Source organism: Stenotrophomonas sp. YJH_SMC_120, assembly GCF_059368675.1.
This window is the reverse complement of sequence record NZ_JCAFRY010000001.1, coordinates 164,298-179,189: the sequence shown is the minus strand read 5'-3', so window position 1 is coordinate 179,189 and position 14,892 is coordinate 164,298. Positions and strand designations below refer to the sequence as shown.

Genomic DNA, 14,892 nt, shown 5'->3' with positions numbered 1-14,892 from the left:
GCGGCGCAGGCCGCCCGGCGCGATGCTGGCGCCATGGACACGTTCTCTCCCGCCGCTGGTGGCCTGGCCTGGACCTTCGACCCCGACCTTCTGCGCCGGCACGACCGGCCGGGCCCGCGCTACACCTCGTACCCGACCGCGCCGCATTTCCATGATGGGTTCGACGCGCCGGCGCTGCGCCAGGCGATCGCCGACAGCAACCAGCTGGCCCGCGCGCTGTCGTTGTACGTGCATGTGCCGTTCTGTTCCAGCCCGTGCTTCTACTGCGGCTGCAACCGGGTGATCACCCGCGATCGCGGCCGTGGCCACAGCTATGTGTCGCGCGTGCTGGCCGAGGCCGATCTGCTGGCACCACAGTTCGAGGACGGTCGCGAGGTCATCCAGCTGCATCTGGGCGGTGGTACGCCGAACTTCCTCGATGCCGAGGCGATGACCACACTGGTGGAAGGGTTGCGCCGGCGCTTCGATTTCAGCGATTCACCGCAGCGCGATTTCTCGATCGAACTCGATCCACGCTTCATCGACACCCGTGACGTCGCCATGCTGGCGCGCCTGGGCTTCAACCGGGCCAGCCTGGGCGTGCAGGATTTCGACCCGCAGGTGCAGGAATCGATCAACCGCATACAGGGCGTGCAGCAGACACTGGACATCCTGCGCGCCTGCCGCGACAGCGGCATGCGTTCGGTCAACGTCGACCTGATCTACGGCCTGCCCGGGCAGAGCCTGGAAGGATTCGGCCGCACCCTCGAACGGGTGCTGGCGCTGCGCCCGGACCGCCTGGCGGTGTATGGCTACGCGCACCTGCCGCATCTGTTCCGGGCGCAGAAGCAGATCGACGAAAGCCGGTTGCCGTCGCCGGAAGACAAGCTGGCGCTGCTGGGCCTGGCGGTGGAGAAGCTCTCCGCGGCCGGCTACCAGTACATCGGCATGGATCATTTCGCATTGCCGGAAGAGGATCTGTCACGCGCGCAGCGTGCCGGCCAGCTGCATCGCAACTTCATGGGTTACACCACCCACGCCGATACCGATCTGCTCGGCCTGGGCGTAAGTGCGATCAGCCATATCGGCGCCACCTACAGCCAGAATCCACGTGACCTGGCGTGCTGGGAGGACGCGGTGGACCAGGGGCAGTTGCCGGTCTGGCGCGGTGTCGCGCTGAGTGCCGACGACCAGCTGCGCGCGGAGCTGATCCAGCAGCTGATGTGCCAGGGCGAGGTGGATGGTGCGGTGCTGGGGCAGCGCCACGGCGTGGATTTCCAGCAGTACTTCGCCGAGGACCTGCGTTCGGTACAGCGGCTGCAGGAAGATGGCCTGGCCGAATACCGCGATGGCGTGGTGCGTGCGAGCGAACCCGGGCGACCGTTGCTGCGGTTGCTGGCAATGTGCTTCGACCCGTATCTGCGTGCCGCACATGAGCAGCCACGTTACTCGCGGGCGATCTGAAAGCGGGATGTGCTGCATGCGTGTGGTGCCCGGAGCCGGAATCGAACCGGCATGGGGTTGCCCCCGGCGGATTTTAAGTCCGATGCGTCTACCAGTTTCGCCATCCGGGCCTGCAGCGCGGCGCCGATTGTAGCCTACCCGTGTCGCTGCAGCCGGATTGCGCGTGAGCGACGTGCTTAACTGTTATCCCTGTTCATGTCATAGTCCCAGCCACCGTTCCCAGGGGGGGAGCCACCCGATGTCGCTGCACGCGATTGCCTATGCCAGTGAGGCCCGCGCCGATCTGCGGACAACCGATCTTGATCGCCTGCTGGCCGACGCCACGGCATTCAATCGTGTAGCCGGTGTCACCGGTGTCCTGATGTTCGACGGCAGCCGCTTCCTGCAGTATCTGGAAGGCCCCGAAGATGGCATCGATTCGGTGTTCCAGCGCATCTTCAATGCACGCAGCCACGCGCAGATGAGGCTGTTGTGCCGCGCGCCGGTGGTGCAGCGTGCGTTCCCGCGCTGGTCGATGGGGACGCGGCGGATCGATGCGGACCTGCTGACCCAGATCGTTGACGCGGCGTGGCCGGGTTTCCTGCTTGGCAGCGGTGGTTTCGAGCGCCTGCTGCAGGCCTGGACCGGTGCCGACGGCGAGCTGGAACCCGCTGCGGTCGCGCTGGGTTCCTGAGCCCGCCTTGGCGGCGGGGTACCGGGGCCGGTAGGCTGTAGCCTTTCTGGTGCGGGTTTTCCGGAGTGGTACAGCGAATGAGTGGGTTGGCCCAAGCCATGGCGGCACGCATCCGGTTTCGCCCGGTGCACGGGACATGCCGATGAGCGTGCCCGTTGCGGCGGCGGTGACGCCGCGTTTCGCCGTGATCGGCCTGGGTTACGTCGGCCTGCCATTGGCCGTGGCGTTTGGCCGGCACTGGCCGACACTGGGCTTTGACATCGATGCCGGCCGCATCGCGGAGCTGCGCGGTGGCCGCGATCACACGCTGGAGATGGAGGCCGACGAGCTGGCCGAAGCCACGCATCTGCAGTACGGCAGCGATCCTTCGCTGCTCGATGCCTGCAACGTCTATATCGTCACCGTGCCGACCCCGATCGATGCATACGAGCAGCCCGACCTGGAGCCCCTGCGTTCGGCGACACGGCTGATTGCCAGTCATCTTCGCGCCGGCGATCTGGTGATCTACGAGTCCACGGTGTACCCCGGCACCACCGAGGAAGTGTGCGTGCCGCTGCTGGAACAGGGTTCGGGCCTGGGCTTCAACGAAGACTTCTATTGCGGCTACAGCCCGGAACGGGTCAGTCCCGGTGACCGCCAGCGGCGCCTGGCCGACATCCGCAAGATCACGTCTGGTTCGACCCCGGAAGTCGCTGCGGTGATCGATGGTCTCTACCAGCGCATCATCGACGCCGGTACGTTCCCGGCGCCGTCGATGCGCGTGGCCGAAGCAGCCAAGGTGGTCGAGAACATCCAGCGCGACGTCAACATCGCGCTGGTCAACGAGCTGGCGCTGATCTTCGACCGGCTCGGCATCGATACCCAGGACGTACTGGACGCCGCCGGCAGCAAGTGGAATTTCCTGCCGTTCCGGCCAGGCCTGGTTGGCGGTCACTGCATCGGCGTCGATCCGTACTATCTGCTGCACAAGTCCGAAAGCGTGGGCTACCACCCGGACCTGATCCACACCGCGCGGCAGGTCAACAACCGCGTCGGCGAGCACGTGGCGGCGCGCGTGCTGGCGATGCTGGCCGAGCGTGGCCGTGCACCGGCGGAGGCACGCATCCTGGTGCTGGGCGTGACCTTCAAGGAGGATTGCCCGGACCTGCGCAACAGCCGCGCGCTGGAACTGGCCCAGCGCCTGCGCGATGCGGGGGCGCAGGTGGAGGTGAGCGACCCGTGGGTCGGCCCGGCGGCATTGACCGGCGAGGGCCTGGATTGGCTGGCCGAACCCGGGGCAGGGCGCTATGACGCGGTGGTGCTGGCGGTGGCCCACGCCCGTTTCAAGGCAATGGATGAAGACGCAATCCGGGCGCTGCTGGCGCCAGGCGGCCTGGTCTACGACGTCAAATCGGCCTGGCCGCGCAACGTGGTTGACGATCGTTTGTAAGCCTTGGCAGCGAGCGGCGCGGTAGACTCGGGAACAGTTGCAACCGAGGAAAGCCATGCACCGGTACATCGTCTACCTGCTCGCCATCCTGATGTTCCCGATATGCCTGTGGCTGGCCACGATCTGGCCGGCCTGGTACTGGGGCGTCGGCCTGACTGCCGCGATGGTGGCATTGGGGACCTGGGACCTGCTGCAGAAACGCAGCACGCTGCGCCGCAACTATCCGGTGATGGCGCACTTCCGCTACGGGCTGGAATCGATCGGCCCGGAGATCCGCCAGTACTTCGTGCAGAGTGACCTGGAGGATGTGCCGTTCTCGCGCCAGCAACGTGCACTGATCTACCAGCGCGCCAAGAACGAGATGGACACGGTGCCGTTCGGTACCCTGCGCAGCACCTATGCGGTGGACTACGAGTGGATCAACCATTCGCTGGCGCCAACCGCCATCGCCAAGCATGACTTCCGCGTGCTGGTCGGTCCGAACTGTGCCAAGCCCTATTCGGCCAGCGTGTTCAACATCTCGGCGATGAGCTTCGGTTCACTGTCGGCCAATGCCATCCGCGCACTGAACGAAGGCGCACGGCGTGGTGGTTTCTACCACGACACCGGCGAAGGTTCGATCTCGCCCTATCACCGTGAGATGGGCGGCGATCTGGTCTGGGAAATCGGCTCGGGCTACTTCGGTTGCCGCGACGAGAAGGGTGGTTTCAGCGAGGAACGCTTCGTTGCCAATGCCACCCATGACCAGGTCAGGATGATCGAGATCAAGCTGTCGCAGGGTGCCAAGCCGGGTCATGGCGGCGTGCTGCCAGCGCCGAAGGTGACTGCCGAGATCTCGGTGACCCGTGGCGTGCCGATGGGCGTGGACTGCGTGTCGCCGTCGCGTCACTCGGCGTTCTCGACACCGGTCGAGCTGCTGCAGTTCGTCGCCCGCCTGCGCGAGCTGTCCGGTGGCAAGCCGGTCGGTTTCAAGCTGGCGATCGGCCACCCGTGGGAGTGGTTCGGCATTGCCAAGGCGATGCAGGAAACCGGGTTGCTGCCGGATTTCATCGTGGTGGACGGTGCCGAAGGGGGCACCGGCGCGGCGCCGGCCGAGTTCGTCGATCATGTCGGCGTGCCGATGCACGAAGCGCTGCTGCTGGTGCACAACACCCTGGTCGGCCTCGATCTGCGCGAGCGCATCCGCATCGGTGCAGCCGGCAAGATCACCAGTGCGTTCGACATCGCGCGCACCATCGCGCTGGGTGCCGACTGGTGCAATGCCGGCCGCGGCTTCATGTTCGCGCTGGGCTGCATCCAGTCGTTGAGCTGCCATACCGACAAGTGCCCCACCGGCATCGCGACCCAGGACCCGGCGCGCTGGAAGCATCTGGATGCACCGGACAAGGCCACCCGTGTGTACAGCTACCACGAGCACACGCTGCATGCCTTGAAGGAACTGCTGTGTGCCGCGGGCCTGAACGACCCGGCGGAACTGGGTCCGGAGCATATCCTGCGTCGGGTTTCGCCTGTTGAGATCCGTTCGCTGGCCTCGCTGTACCGCTACCTGGAACCGGGCGAGCTGCTGCACAAGGTGCCGGACCACGCCGTGTTCCATGCGTTCTGGGCCGATGCGCGCAGCGATTCCTTCCAGCCGCCGCCGAAGATCCAGGCGCTGCGGGCCAGCAAGTCGCGATAACGTGTTGCTGTAGAACCGAGCCCATGCTCGGCTGCTTCTCTCATCGCGATGTTGGAACGAAGAACCGTCGAGCATGGCTCGACGCTGCAAGGAGATGCCATGCGGTTCCGGATCGGCACCACGGATGACGTGGCCACGCTGTGGGCGTTGCGCACGCGTTGCGTGCGCGAGACCTGCAGCAGCCATTATCCGCCCGAAGTGATTGCGCCCTGGTCGGCCTCGCCGCCGCCGTCGCAGTACGCGCGGTTGCTGGGGCAGGGCGGCTGCGTGGTGGCCGAGGATGGGCAGGGCGGCCTTCTTGGCTTCGGTGTGTTCGATGCCGATGCCAATGAAGTCGACGCGTTGTTCGTTGATCCTGATCGTGGCGGCCAGGGAATCGGCCAGGCGCTGATGCAGCGCCTGCTGGCAATGGCCGATCGTGAGCGTGAGGTGGTGCTGTCGGCCTCGCTCAACGCGGTGCCGTTCTACCAACGGCAGGGATTCATCAGCGTGCGCGAAGAGGTCTATCCGCATCCCAGCGGCGTGGCGCTGGCTTCGGTGAGCATGCGCAGGCCATGGTGAGCGCCCGGGGACTGTAAGGCAGTCGAGGATGGCTCGACTCTACAATGCAGGCGTCACCGCCCGGCCAGCCACCTGATTACGCCCTCGGCGGCACGCAGGCCACTGGCGTAGCACGCGGTCAACAGGTAGCCACCTGTAGGCGCCTCCCAGTCCAGCATCTCGCCGGCGCAGAACACGCCGGGCACGGCCCGCAGCATCAGGCCATCATCCAGCGCATCCAGGCGCACGCCGCCGGCGGTGCTGATCACCTCGGCCATCGGCCGGGGACGCAGCAGGCGCAGCGGCAGGCGCTTGAGCGTAGCCGCCACGGCAGGCAGGTCGTTGCCGGCTTCCTTACCCAGAATCTCGAACACCAGTGCGGCCTTCACCGCATCAAGGCCCGCCTGGCGACGCAGGTGCTCGCCGAAGCTGCGGCCCTTGCGCGGGCGTGACAGATCGGCCAGCAGGCGCGCCTCGTCGCGGCCCGGCACCAGATCCAGCCACAGCATCGCGTGGCCATCGCGGTTGATGGTCTCGCGCAGGTCCGCCGCCAACGCATAGATCAGGCTGCCTTCGATGCCGTACTCGCTGGCCACGCATTCGCCCTGCAGCGACTGTGGCTGTCCGGCCAGGTCGATCCAGTGCGCGACCACCGGCTTCAGCGGTGCACCGGCATTGCGCTGGGCGAAGAACGGGGTCCAGTCCACGTCGAAGCCGCAGTTGGCTGACTGCAGTGGCGTGATGTCCACGCCACGGGCCTGCAGCGGGGCAACCCAGGCGCCGTCGCTGCCCAGCTGCGGCCAGCTGCCGCCGCCCATCGCCAACACGGTGGCATCGGCGTGGACATCGATCTCGCCGGCTTCGGTGGCGAAGCGCAGCGCGCCGTCGTTGCTCCAGCCGATCCAACGGTGGTTGGCATGCAGGCGCACGCCCTGTTCCTTCAGCCGGCGCACCCAGCCACGCAGCAGCGGCGCGGCCTTGCGGTCGACCGGGAACACGCGGCCGGAGCTGCCCACATAGGTCTCCACGCCAAAACCGCCGGCCCAGTCGCGCAATGCCTGCGCATCGAAGCCATCCAGCCAGCGGCCCACGGTCGTGGACTGCTCGCGGTAGCGGCTGTCGAACAGCGGACGCGGATCGGAATGGGTAAGGTTGAGCCCGCCCTTGCCGGCGATCAGGAACTTGCGGCCGGGCGAACCTTTGGCCTCGTACAGGTCCACCTCCAGACCGGCGGCGCGCAGGCGCTCGGCGGCGAACAGGCCGGCCGGGCCGCCGCCGATGACGGCGACCCGCGGAAGCGGTGCGGCATTACGGTTTGACATCGAGCAGCTCGACATCGAACACCAGCGACGAGCCGGCCGGAATCGGGCCAACCCGGCGGTCGCCGTAGCCGTAATCCGGCGGGATCATCAGGGTGCGCTTGCCGCCGACCTTCATGCCGGCCACGCCCTCATCCCAGCCGCGGATGACCTGGCCGGCGCCGAGTGCGAAGGTGAACGGTTCGCCGTGCTTGAAGGAGCTGTCGAAGGTCTTGCCGTGCTTGGTTTCGGTGCGGTTGTCGTAGATCCAGCCGGTGTAGTGCACGGTGACCTTGCTGCCGGCAACGGCTTCGGTGCCGGTGCCGGGCACGGTATCGATGCGCTCAAAGGTGGTCAGGGTGCCGCCGGGCGGTGGGCCGGACGGTTCGGTTGTGCAGCCAGCGGCGGCGAGGGACAGCAGCAGGGGAAGCAGCAGGCGGCGCATCGGGCGTCTCCGGAAGGGCGCAGGGCGAGGGCGGCAAGGGTAGCGCATCGGCGCCAGGTATCATGGGGGCATGGCAAAACTCCTGCTCAATCTGCGCAATGTCGGCGACGACGAATATGCCGATGTCTGCACGCTGCTCGACCAGCACGGCATCGCCTGGTATCGCACCGAACCCAGCCCCTGGGGCATCTCCAATGGTGGCCTGTGGCTGCGCGAGGACGCTGATCATCCACGAGCGAAGGCGCTGATGGCGGAATACCAGGCCGAACGCGGGCCGCGCATCCGTGCCGAGCGTGAGCAGGCATTGCGTGATGGCACGGCGGAGACCTTCGGCAGCCTGTTCCGGCGGCGGCCGGTCTACGTGGTGCTGGTGCTGCTGGGGATGGCCGGTGCGGCGGCGCTGGTGCTGCTGCCGTTCGTGCTGTTGCGGGGGTAATGGGGCTTCTGGCCGGGTTGCACCCGGCACCCGCAGACGCAACGGCAACAGCAACGTCAAAAGCCGGGCTTCAGTGGGAGGGCGGGGCGGTGTGGACAGGCGGGGGACGGCAAAAGCTGCTCCTGCGTGCCTCGTAGAGCGCCATCCATGGCGCTCTGCGCCCCCGCCTGCCCACACCGCCCCACCCATGACAGATTCCGGTTGTTTGCCGGGCTTGGGGTCGGGTCCCTCTGCTGCGCAGAGGGCTCTGACCCCTGAATCTGCCCGGAGGGGCGGGAGGCGCTAAAATGCCAGGATGATCGCCAATACCGCTGCCTATCATTTCGCCGTCATCGACGCTCCCCAGGCCCTGTGCGACCAGTTGCTGGCGCGTGCCGAGGCGGCGCAGTTGCGGGGCACGATCCTGGTGGCGGGCGAGGGGCTGAACCTGTTCCTGGCGGGTGCGCCGGAGGCGGTCGAGGGTTTCTACGCGGCGCTGCGTTCTGACGTGCGGTTTGCCGATATGCGGGTCAAGACCAGCTTCAGTGAACATCAGCCGTTCGCGCGGCTGAAGGCCAAGGTGAAGGACGAGATCATCAGCTTCCGCCGTGACGACGGTCAGCCGCTGGACTATCCGCGCGCGCCGGCGGTCGATCCGGCCACGGTGCAACGCTGGTTGCGGCAGGGGCATGACGACGCCGGCAAGCCGGTGGTGATGCTCGATACCCGCAACCTGCAGGAAGTGGAGTACGGCACCTTCAAGGATGCGCTGGTGCTGCCGATTCACAAGTTCACCGACCTGCCCGAGGCGCTGGCGCCGCACCGCGAGGCGCTGAAAGACAGCACCGTGGTCAGTTTCTGCACCGGCGGCATCCGCTGCGAGAAGGCGGCGCTGTGGATGGTCAACGACGGCATGGACAACGTGCTGCAGCTGGACGGTGGCATCCTCGGTTACTTCGAGGAGGTGGGCGGCGAAGGCTACGAGGGGCGTTGCTTCGTGTTCGATGAGCGCGTGGCACTGGATGCCGAGCTGAAGCCGATGGTCGACCAGCCGCTGCCGGAGCCGCGCCCCAGCGCGTTCTGACGCTTCCGCGGTAGAGCCGGCCGCTGGCCGGCTGCGAAGCCATCTACCTGTATGCCGGCCAGCGGCCGGCACTACCAATCGCGCTTGGCGCGGATCAGGGCACCCCGGATCGGCCCGGTCAGCCCTGAACCCGCCACACGGGAATCAGCATTCCGCCACCGTCACTGGCCGCGGCGCCTGGCCGACCCCATGCATGGGGGATCCTGTGACGGAAAAACGCCTGATGATCCCGTTGTCGATCCTTGACCTGGCCCCGGTCTGCGAGGGCAGTGACACCACCGCCGCTTTCGCCAACATGCTGGAACTGGCCCAGCACGCCGATGCGCTGGGCTACCGCCGCTACTGGCTGGCCGAACACCACAACATGCCGGGCATCGCCAGTGCGGCCACCGCCGTGCTGATCGGCCACGTCGCCGGTGGCACAAAGCGCATCCGCGTCGGTGCCGGCGGCATCATGCTGCCCAACCATGCCCCGCTGCAGGTGGCCGAGCAGTTCGGCACGCTGGCTTCGCTGTATCCGGACCGCATCGACCTCGGCCTGGGCCGTGCACCCGGTACCGACCAGCCGACCGCGCGTGCGCTGCGCCGCTACTTCGACAGCGCCGACCAGTTCCCGCAGGACGTGCGCGAGCTGCTGCATTACTTCGAGCCGGTACAACCCGGGCAGGCGGTGCAGGCGGTTCCGGGTGGCGGCCTGCGGGTGCCGACCTGGATCCTCGGTTCGAGCCTGTTCGGTGCGCGCATGGCCGCCTCGATGGGCCTGCCGTATGCGTTCGCCTCGCACTTCGCACCCGACGCGATGGATGAAGCCCTTGCCGTGTACCGCCGCGAGTTCCGCCCCTCGGCCACGCTGAAGCAGCCGCACGCGATGCTGGCCCTGAACGTCGTTGCCAGCGACAGCGAAACCGAATCGCGGCGCCTGTTCACCAGCCAGCAGCAGAGTTTCGTGAACCTGCGTCGCGGCCGACCGGGCAAGATTCCGGCACCGATCGACGACATCGAGTCCTTCTGGGAGCCGCACGAAAAACTGGGCGTGGAGCGGGCGCTGGCCTGCACCGTGCTGGGCGATCCGCAGCAGGTGGCGGAGGGCATTGCCGCGTTCGTCGAACGGCACAAGCCCGACGAGCTGATGGTCACCGCCAACCTGTACGACCACCGCGCGCGCCTGCGGTCGTTCGAACTCACCATGCAGGCCTGGCACGCCCGCCACGCGGGCTGAACAATTGCGTCACGGCCCATTGCGGCCGAACCGCGTCTGATGGGGGCTCATATCGAAGGAGCCCCCACATGGCCGACACCCGTGCCGAACACATCGCCCAGCTGGCCGAACTGATCAAGGACGTGGAGGTGGCGATGTTCACCACCACCGGCGTCGACGGCCGCCTCTACAGCCGGCCGTTGGCCACCCAGCAGGTCGCCTTCGACGGTGACCTGTGGTTCGTGATCACCGGCGACAGCCCCAAGGTGGCCGAGATCGCGCTCGACCCGCGGGTCAACGTGGCGTATGCCTCGCCCTCGAAGAACACCTATGTGTCGGTGGCGGGGCGGGCACGCGTGGTCGACGATCGCGCGAAGATCGAGGCGCTGTGGTCACCGGCGATGAAGCTGTTCTTCCCCGGTGGCAAAGATGACCCCAACCTTCGCCTGATCCATGTGCGCGCCGACAGTGCCGAGTACTGGGACGGTCCGGGCACGCTGCTGGGCAAGGCGTTGACGTTCGTGCTGTCGGCGGTGCAGGACGAACCGGCGGCGTTGGCCGACAACGGGTTCATCGACCTTCGGTGATGACCGATGTCCGGTATGGGTAGTGCCGGCCGCTGGCCGGCAAACCTGGAAACGTGGCAGCCGGCCAGCGGCCGGCTCTACCGGATTCCGGCTCAGAACCAGCGCTGGAACAGTTCCACCGTATAGCCCACCAGCTGCCCCGAGCTGAAACCGAAGAAGGCGATTGCCGCCAGCGCCGCGATCCAGTTGAACAGCATCAGCGCGCCATCGCGCTCCAGCAGCGCCAGCGCGAACAGCAGCAACTGGAAGCCGAACAGGAAGTTGGTGAAGGGAATCGGCAGCGACAGCAGCAGGCCCAGCAGCACCAGCAGCAGGCCGGTGAAGGCGTGGGCGGGCAGCGGTGTCAGCAGCTGCGGCAGGCGCGGTTTCAGCATCTTGTCCAACCGCCGCAGCGGGCGGTCGATGCGGTCCAGGAAACGGTGCATGGTGCCGCGCTTCGGCCCGCGCCGGGCAATGAAGCCGGGCAGCCAGGGACGGCGCAGGCAGCACAGCATCTGCAGGCCGATCAGGATCACCAGCGGCCCGCTGACCGCACCGCCCATGCCCGGAATCGGAATGAACGACGGCAGGATCGCCACGAACAGGAACACGCCGAACGCGCTCTGCTGCAGGTTGCACAGGATCCGGCCAAGCGGCATGTGCTCGGCCGGATCACCGGAGGCAAACATCTCCAGCAGGGTGCGGATGCCCTCGTTGCGGTAGGTCGGGCGCTCGGCGCCCGGACCCTGGCCGGCCTCAGGCGGTGAGCTCATCGGCCTGCTCGTCGGACAACGTGCGCAGCAGCAGCTTGTCCACGCGCGCACCGTCGAGGTCGACCACTTCGAAGCGCCAGCCAGCCCAGTCGAAGTACTCGCCCGCGTGCGGAATGCGGCCGAAGTAATGGATGCACATGCCGGCCAGCGTGTAGTAGTCGCCGTCCTCGGCGTCGGGCAGGTCGTTGCTGCCGATCAGTTCGCGCACGTCTTCGATCGGCAGCGATCCGTCCACCAGCAGCGAGCCGTCTTCGCGGGTCACCACCAGCGCGTCCTCGTCGGCGTTCTCCACCGCCTGCAGACGGCCAACCACTGCGCCCATCAGGTCGCTGATGGTCACCAGGCCCTGGATCTCGCCGTACTCGTCCACCACCAGTGCCATCGACTGCTGTTCCTCGCGGAAGATTTCCAGCAGCTTCATCGCGTGGGTCGATTCGGAGACGTACAGGGGTTCGCGCAGGGTCTGGAACAGCGCGTTGTCGCCGCGAGCCATGCGCGTGGCCAGCGATTTCAGTTCGAGCACGCCGACCACGTCCATGTCGTTGTCGCGGTACACCGGGTACCGGGAGAACTCGTGTTCGGCCATGATTTCCAGGTTGCGCTCCAGCCCGGCCTGGGTATCCAGCCACGCGATGCGGTTGCGCGGGGTCATCAGGCTGTCGGCGGTGCGGTCGCCCAGGCGCATGACGCGGTTCATCATGTCGCGCTCGTGGGCATCGATCACGCCGGCCTCGTGGCTTTCGGCGACCAGCATGCGGATCTCTTCTTCGGTCACCGAGGCGACTTCATCCTTGCCCAGGCCGAACAGGCGCAGCACCAGCTGGGTGGTCCTGGACAGCAGCCAGACGAAGGGCAGGGCGAGCTTGGCCAGCCAGCTCATCGGCATCGCGACCAGGCCGGCAATGGCCTCCGAACGGGTCAGCGCCAGGCGCTTGGGCACCAGTTCGCCGAAGATCAGCGTGATGAAGGTGATCAGGCTGACCGCCAGCGCGGTGCCGATGTTGCCGGCGTAAGCGAAGCCCGGCATCAGACCCTGGATCCAGCCGGCGAAGGCTTCGCCCAGCGCTTCACCACCGAGGTAGCCGGTCAGCACGCCGATCACGGTGATGCCGATCTGCACGGTGGACAGGAAGCTCTCCGGCTTCTCGGACAGTTCCAGCGCCTTGGCGGCGCGCTTGGAGGTGGCAGCCATCTGCTTCAGGCGGCTCTTGCGCGAGGTCATGACCGACATCTCGGACATGGCGAAGAAGCCGTTCAACAGAACAAGCGCGAAGACAATCAGGATCATTTCAAACACGGGCGTCGTCCCCGGTTGGTGGCAGGGAGGGCGGGTGCTTGCGATGGCGGCAGGCGCTCAGGAACGGGGTCCGGCGCGGCGCTGGGGGATAAGGGTCGTCGTCCATAAGGTGCGCCCGAAGGCGCGCTGGCATCTTAGCAAAGGGGCGTGGCAGGGTGGCAACCGCCTGTTCAGGTTTGGGGTCTCGATGCCCGGAAAGGGGGCGGGGATACCCGAGATGGTCATCTAGCCGTCATAATTCCGTCTGGTGCCGTCCTTCCCGCGACGGCTGACAGGTTTCTCAATGTTCTCTCTGCAGACCATTTTCGGTTCCGGCAAACAGTTCTACACCCTGCTCGATGAGGCTGCCGTCGCGGCCTCCGACGCCGCCAAGGCGCTGCATTCCATGCTGCGCGAGGCCGACCGCCAGCCCGCGCTGGACGCCTTCAAGCTGGCTCGCCTGCGCGAACGCGCGGCCTCGGACAAGATCAGCCAGGCGCTGGTGGACAGCTTCATGACCCCGATCGAGCGTGAAGACATCGAAGCGCTGGGCTCGGCCCTGTACAAGATTCCGAAGCAGATCGAGAAGTTCGCCGATCGCTATTCGCTGGCCACGACCCATCTGGAACACATCGACTTCGCGCCGCGCGCGGCGATGCTGGAACAGGCCGCCGGCGTGGTGGTGGAGATGGTGGCCGACCTGCGCCACATGAACCTGGACCGGATGACCGCGCTGAACGAGAAGCTGCGCTCGCTTGAGAACGAGGCCGACCGCCTGATGCTCGAGCTGTACCGCGACATCTATTCCGGCCGCCTGGACAACCTGCAGATGTTCCTGCTGAAGGAATTCTTCGAGATCCTGGAAAAGGCCATCGACCGTTGCCGCGAGGCCGGCGTGGTTGCGTACCAGATCGTGTTGAAGAACAGCTGACGGACGCCGCCGCATGTTGACCCTTGTCCTGGTGGTGATCCTGGCCGCACTCGTCTTCGAGTTCATCAACGGCTTCCACGACACCGCCAATTCCATTGCCACCGTGGTCGCGACCAAGGTGCTCTCGCCTGGCTGGGCGGTGATGCTGGCCGCCTTCATGAATCTCATCGGTGCGCTGACCGGCACCGCGGTGGCGCTGACCATCGCTTCGGGCCTGCTCAACACCAACGTGGTCGAGGTCACCCCGCAGGTAATCCTGTGCGCGCTGCTGGGCGGCATCATCTGGAACCTGATCACCTGGTGGAAGGGCCTGCCGTCCTCGTCCTCGCATGCGCTGATCGGTGGCCTCTGCGGCGCCGGCCTGGCGGCCGCCCACAACAACTGGGACGCGCTGATCTGGTCCGAGCGCCTGGGCAGCTGGGCGCAGAACAAGGGCCTGCTGTGGAAGGTGTTCGTGCCGATGATCACCTCGCCGATCGCCGGCTTCCTGCTCGGCATCGTGGTGATGGTGCTGCTGTGGGGCCTGATTGCCGGCCTGGCCAGGATCGGTGGCGCCATCGGCCGCTTGGCCCGCCCGCGCATCGTCAACGCGTTCTTCGGCAAGGCGCAGATCGCCTCGGCGGCCTACATGGGCTTTGCCCACGGCCACAACGATGCGCAGAAGACCATGGGCATCATCGCCATGACACTGATCGGTGCAGAAGCCGCCGGCGCACTGGATGACCTGCCGTCCTGGCTGGCCTTCATGCACCCGGATGCGCATGCCGGTGACGGCATCGCGATGTGGATCGTGCTGACCTGTGCGGTGGTGATGGCTGCCGGTACCGCCTCGGGTGGCTGGAAGATCATCAAGACCCTGGGCCACAAGATGGTCAAGCTGCACCCGATCCACGGCTTCGCCGCGGAGACCAGCTCGGCCACCATCCTGACCCTGGCCGCCCACTTCGGCATGCCGGTCTCGACCACGCACAGCATCTCCACTGCGATCATGGGCGTCGGCTTCGCCAAGAACCCGCGCTCGCTGAAGTTCGGCGTGATCGAACGCATCGTCTGGGCCTGGATCCTGACCATCCCGGCAGCCGGCGGCTGTGCGTACCTGATCCTGAAGCTGTTCGAGCTGTTCGGCTGGACCTGATCGCCACG

At 66.7% G+C, this 14,892-nt stretch carries 15 protein-coding genes and 1 tRNA gene; 11 read left to right on the top strand and 5 right to left on the bottom strand.

Translation table 11 applies throughout. The features are described 5' to 3' along the window. Positions 1 to 33 precede the first annotated feature (33 nt). A complete protein-coding gene (gene hemN / locus AC5P60_RS00995; protein WP_483692837.1) occupies positions 34 to 1,443 on the top strand; it encodes an oxygen-independent coproporphyrinogen III oxidase in 1,410 nt (469 codons plus the stop codon). A 23-nt stretch (positions 1,444 to 1,466) separates the two neighbouring features. Here the strand turns inward: hemN and AC5P60_RS00990 are convergent. Beyond that, positions 1,467 to 1,553 (bottom strand) — tRNA-Leu (locus AC5P60_RS00990). A 128-nt stretch (positions 1,554 to 1,681) separates the two neighbouring features. Between AC5P60_RS00990 and AC5P60_RS00985 the strand changes: the two genes are divergently transcribed. From AC5P60_RS00985 to AC5P60_RS00970, 4 genes are all read left to right on the top strand, one after another. Next, positions 1,682 to 2,116, top strand: a complete 435-nt coding sequence (locus AC5P60_RS00985; RefSeq protein WP_005408981.1) for a BLUF domain-containing protein — start codon at positions 1,682 to 1,684, stop codon at positions 2,114 to 2,116. Positions 2,117 to 2,258: 142 nt separating this feature from the next. Next, the gene (locus AC5P60_RS00980) at positions 2,259 to 3,545 is read left to right on the top strand and encodes a nucleotide sugar dehydrogenase (protein WP_005408982.1); all 1,287 of its coding nucleotides are present in this window, start codon (positions 2,259 to 2,261) and stop codon (positions 3,543 to 3,545) included. A 55-nt stretch (positions 3,546 to 3,600) separates the two neighbouring features. After that, positions 3,601 to 5,223 carry an FMN-binding glutamate synthase family protein gene (locus tag AC5P60_RS00975; protein ID WP_005408983.1) on the top strand — a complete coding sequence of 541 codons (1,623 nt, stop codon included), beginning with the start codon at positions 3,601 to 3,603 and terminating at the stop codon, positions 5,221 to 5,223. A gap of 99 nt (positions 5,224 to 5,322) precedes the next feature. Then, positions 5,323 to 5,784, top strand: coding sequence for a GNAT family N-acetyltransferase (locus tag AC5P60_RS00970; protein WP_024956617.1), 462 nt, complete (start codon positions 5,323 to 5,325; stop codon positions 5,782 to 5,784). A 53-nt stretch (positions 5,785 to 5,837) separates the two neighbouring features. Here the strand turns inward: AC5P60_RS00970 and AC5P60_RS00965 are convergent, their stop codons facing one another. Further along, a complete protein-coding gene (locus tag AC5P60_RS00965; RefSeq protein ID WP_049459681.1) occupies positions 5,838 to 7,085 on the bottom strand; it encodes a TIGR03862 family flavoprotein in 1,248 nt (415 codons plus the stop codon). Further along, entirely contained in the window at positions 7,072 to 7,506 is a 435-nt protein-coding gene (locus AC5P60_RS00960) for an FKBP-type peptidyl-prolyl cis-trans isomerase (RefSeq protein ID WP_005408986.1), read from the bottom strand. Before AC5P60_RS00960 ends, AC5P60_RS00965 begins: the two co-directional genes overlap by 14 nt. Before the next feature lie 70 nt (positions 7,507 to 7,576). On the opposite strand from AC5P60_RS00960, the gene AC5P60_RS00955 reads away from it, so the two are divergent. The 4 genes from AC5P60_RS00955 (at position 7,577) to AC5P60_RS00940 (ending at position 10,790) form a co-directional block, all read left to right on the top strand. After that, entirely contained in the window at positions 7,577 to 7,942 is a 366-nt protein-coding gene (locus AC5P60_RS00955; protein WP_005408987.1) for a DUF6164 family protein, read from the top strand. Between the two features lie 295 nt (positions 7,943 to 8,237). Next, entirely contained in the window at positions 8,238 to 9,005 is a 768-nt protein-coding gene (locus AC5P60_RS00950; RefSeq protein ID WP_005408988.1) for a sulfurtransferase, read from the top strand. 223 nt (positions 9,006 to 9,228) lie between these two features. Continuing rightward, positions 9,229 to 10,224 carry an LLM class flavin-dependent oxidoreductase gene (locus AC5P60_RS00945; RefSeq protein WP_483692836.1) on the top strand — a complete coding sequence of 332 codons (996 nt, stop codon included), beginning with the start codon at positions 9,229 to 9,231 and terminating at the stop codon, positions 10,222 to 10,224. A 68-nt stretch (positions 10,225 to 10,292) separates the two neighbouring features. Next, positions 10,293 to 10,790 carry a pyridoxamine 5'-phosphate oxidase family protein gene (locus AC5P60_RS00940; protein ID WP_033834120.1) on the top strand — a complete coding sequence of 166 codons (498 nt, stop codon included), beginning with the start codon at positions 10,293 to 10,295 and terminating at the stop codon, positions 10,788 to 10,790. Between the two features lie 92 nt (positions 10,791 to 10,882). Here AC5P60_RS00940 and AC5P60_RS00935 read toward each other — a convergent pair whose 3' ends face one another. After that, positions 10,883 to 11,542, bottom strand: coding sequence for an exopolysaccharide biosynthesis protein (locus AC5P60_RS00935; protein ID WP_111172667.1), 660 nt, complete (start codon positions 11,540 to 11,542; stop codon positions 10,883 to 10,885). Further along, the gene (locus AC5P60_RS00930) at positions 11,526 to 12,830 is read right to left on the bottom strand and encodes a hemolysin family protein (RefSeq protein ID WP_032966609.1); all 1,305 of its coding nucleotides are present in this window, start codon (positions 12,828 to 12,830) and stop codon (positions 11,526 to 11,528) included. The genes AC5P60_RS00935 and AC5P60_RS00930 overlap by 17 nt, the downstream gene beginning before the upstream one ends. A 292-nt stretch (positions 12,831 to 13,122) precedes the next feature. On the opposite strand from AC5P60_RS00930, the gene AC5P60_RS00925 reads away from it, so the two are divergent. Both AC5P60_RS00925 and AC5P60_RS00920 read left to right on the top strand, forming a co-directional pair. Beyond that, on the top strand, positions 13,123 to 13,749 hold the full coding sequence (locus AC5P60_RS00925) for a DUF47 domain-containing protein (protein WP_004152833.1): 627 nt from the start codon (positions 13,123 to 13,125) through the stop codon (positions 13,747 to 13,749). A 13-nt stretch (positions 13,750 to 13,762) separates the two neighbouring features. Then, positions 13,763 to 14,884 carry an inorganic phosphate transporter gene (locus AC5P60_RS00920; protein ID WP_495201662.1) on the top strand — a complete coding sequence of 374 codons (1,122 nt, stop codon included), beginning with the start codon at positions 13,763 to 13,765 and terminating at the stop codon, positions 14,882 to 14,884. The last annotated feature ends 8 nt before the right edge of the window (positions 14,885 to 14,892 follow it).

Excerpts from the sequence above, each read along its gene's own strand:
- hemN (WP_483692837.1), top strand. The coding sequence starts at position 34 with ATGGACACGTTCTCTCCCGCCGCTGGTGGCCTGGCCTGGACCTTCGAC.
- AC5P60_RS00985 (WP_005408981.1), top strand. The coding sequence starts at position 1,682 with ATGTCGCTGCACGCGATTGCCTATGCCAGTGAGGCCCGCGCCGATCTG.
- AC5P60_RS00980 (WP_005408982.1), top strand. The coding sequence starts at position 2,259 with ATGAGCGTGCCCGTTGCGGCGGCGGTGACGCCGCGTTTCGCCGTGATC.
- AC5P60_RS00975 (WP_005408983.1), top strand. The coding sequence starts at position 3,601 with ATGCACCGGTACATCGTCTACCTGCTCGCCATCCTGATGTTCCCGATA.
- AC5P60_RS00970 (WP_024956617.1), top strand. The coding sequence starts at position 5,323 with ATGCGGTTCCGGATCGGCACCACGGATGACGTGGCCACGCTGTGGGCG.
- AC5P60_RS00965 (WP_049459681.1), bottom strand. The coding sequence starts at position 7,085 with ATGTCAAACCGTAATGCCGCACCGCTTCCGCGGGTCGCCGTCATCGGC.
- AC5P60_RS00960 (WP_005408986.1), bottom strand. The coding sequence starts at position 7,506 with ATGCGCCGCCTGCTGCTTCCCCTGCTGCTGTCCCTCGCCGCCGCTGGC.
- AC5P60_RS00955 (WP_005408987.1), top strand. The coding sequence starts at position 7,577 with ATGGCAAAACTCCTGCTCAATCTGCGCAATGTCGGCGACGACGAATAT.
- AC5P60_RS00950 (WP_005408988.1), top strand. The coding sequence starts at position 8,238 with ATGATCGCCAATACCGCTGCCTATCATTTCGCCGTCATCGACGCTCCC.
- AC5P60_RS00945 (WP_483692836.1), top strand. The coding sequence starts at position 9,229 with ATGATCCCGTTGTCGATCCTTGACCTGGCCCCGGTCTGCGAGGGCAGT.
- AC5P60_RS00940 (WP_033834120.1), top strand. The coding sequence starts at position 10,293 with ATGGCCGACACCCGTGCCGAACACATCGCCCAGCTGGCCGAACTGATC.
- AC5P60_RS00935 (WP_111172667.1), bottom strand. The coding sequence starts at position 11,542 with ATGAGCTCACCGCCTGAGGCCGGCCAGGGTCCGGGCGCCGAGCGCCCG.
- AC5P60_RS00930 (WP_032966609.1), bottom strand. The coding sequence starts at position 12,830 with ATGATCCTGATTGTCTTCGCGCTTGTTCTGTTGAACGGCTTCTTCGCC.
- AC5P60_RS00925 (WP_004152833.1), top strand. The coding sequence starts at position 13,123 with ATGTTCTCTCTGCAGACCATTTTCGGTTCCGGCAAACAGTTCTACACC.
- AC5P60_RS00920 (WP_495201662.1), top strand. The coding sequence starts at position 13,763 with ATGTTGACCCTTGTCCTGGTGGTGATCCTGGCCGCACTCGTCTTCGAG.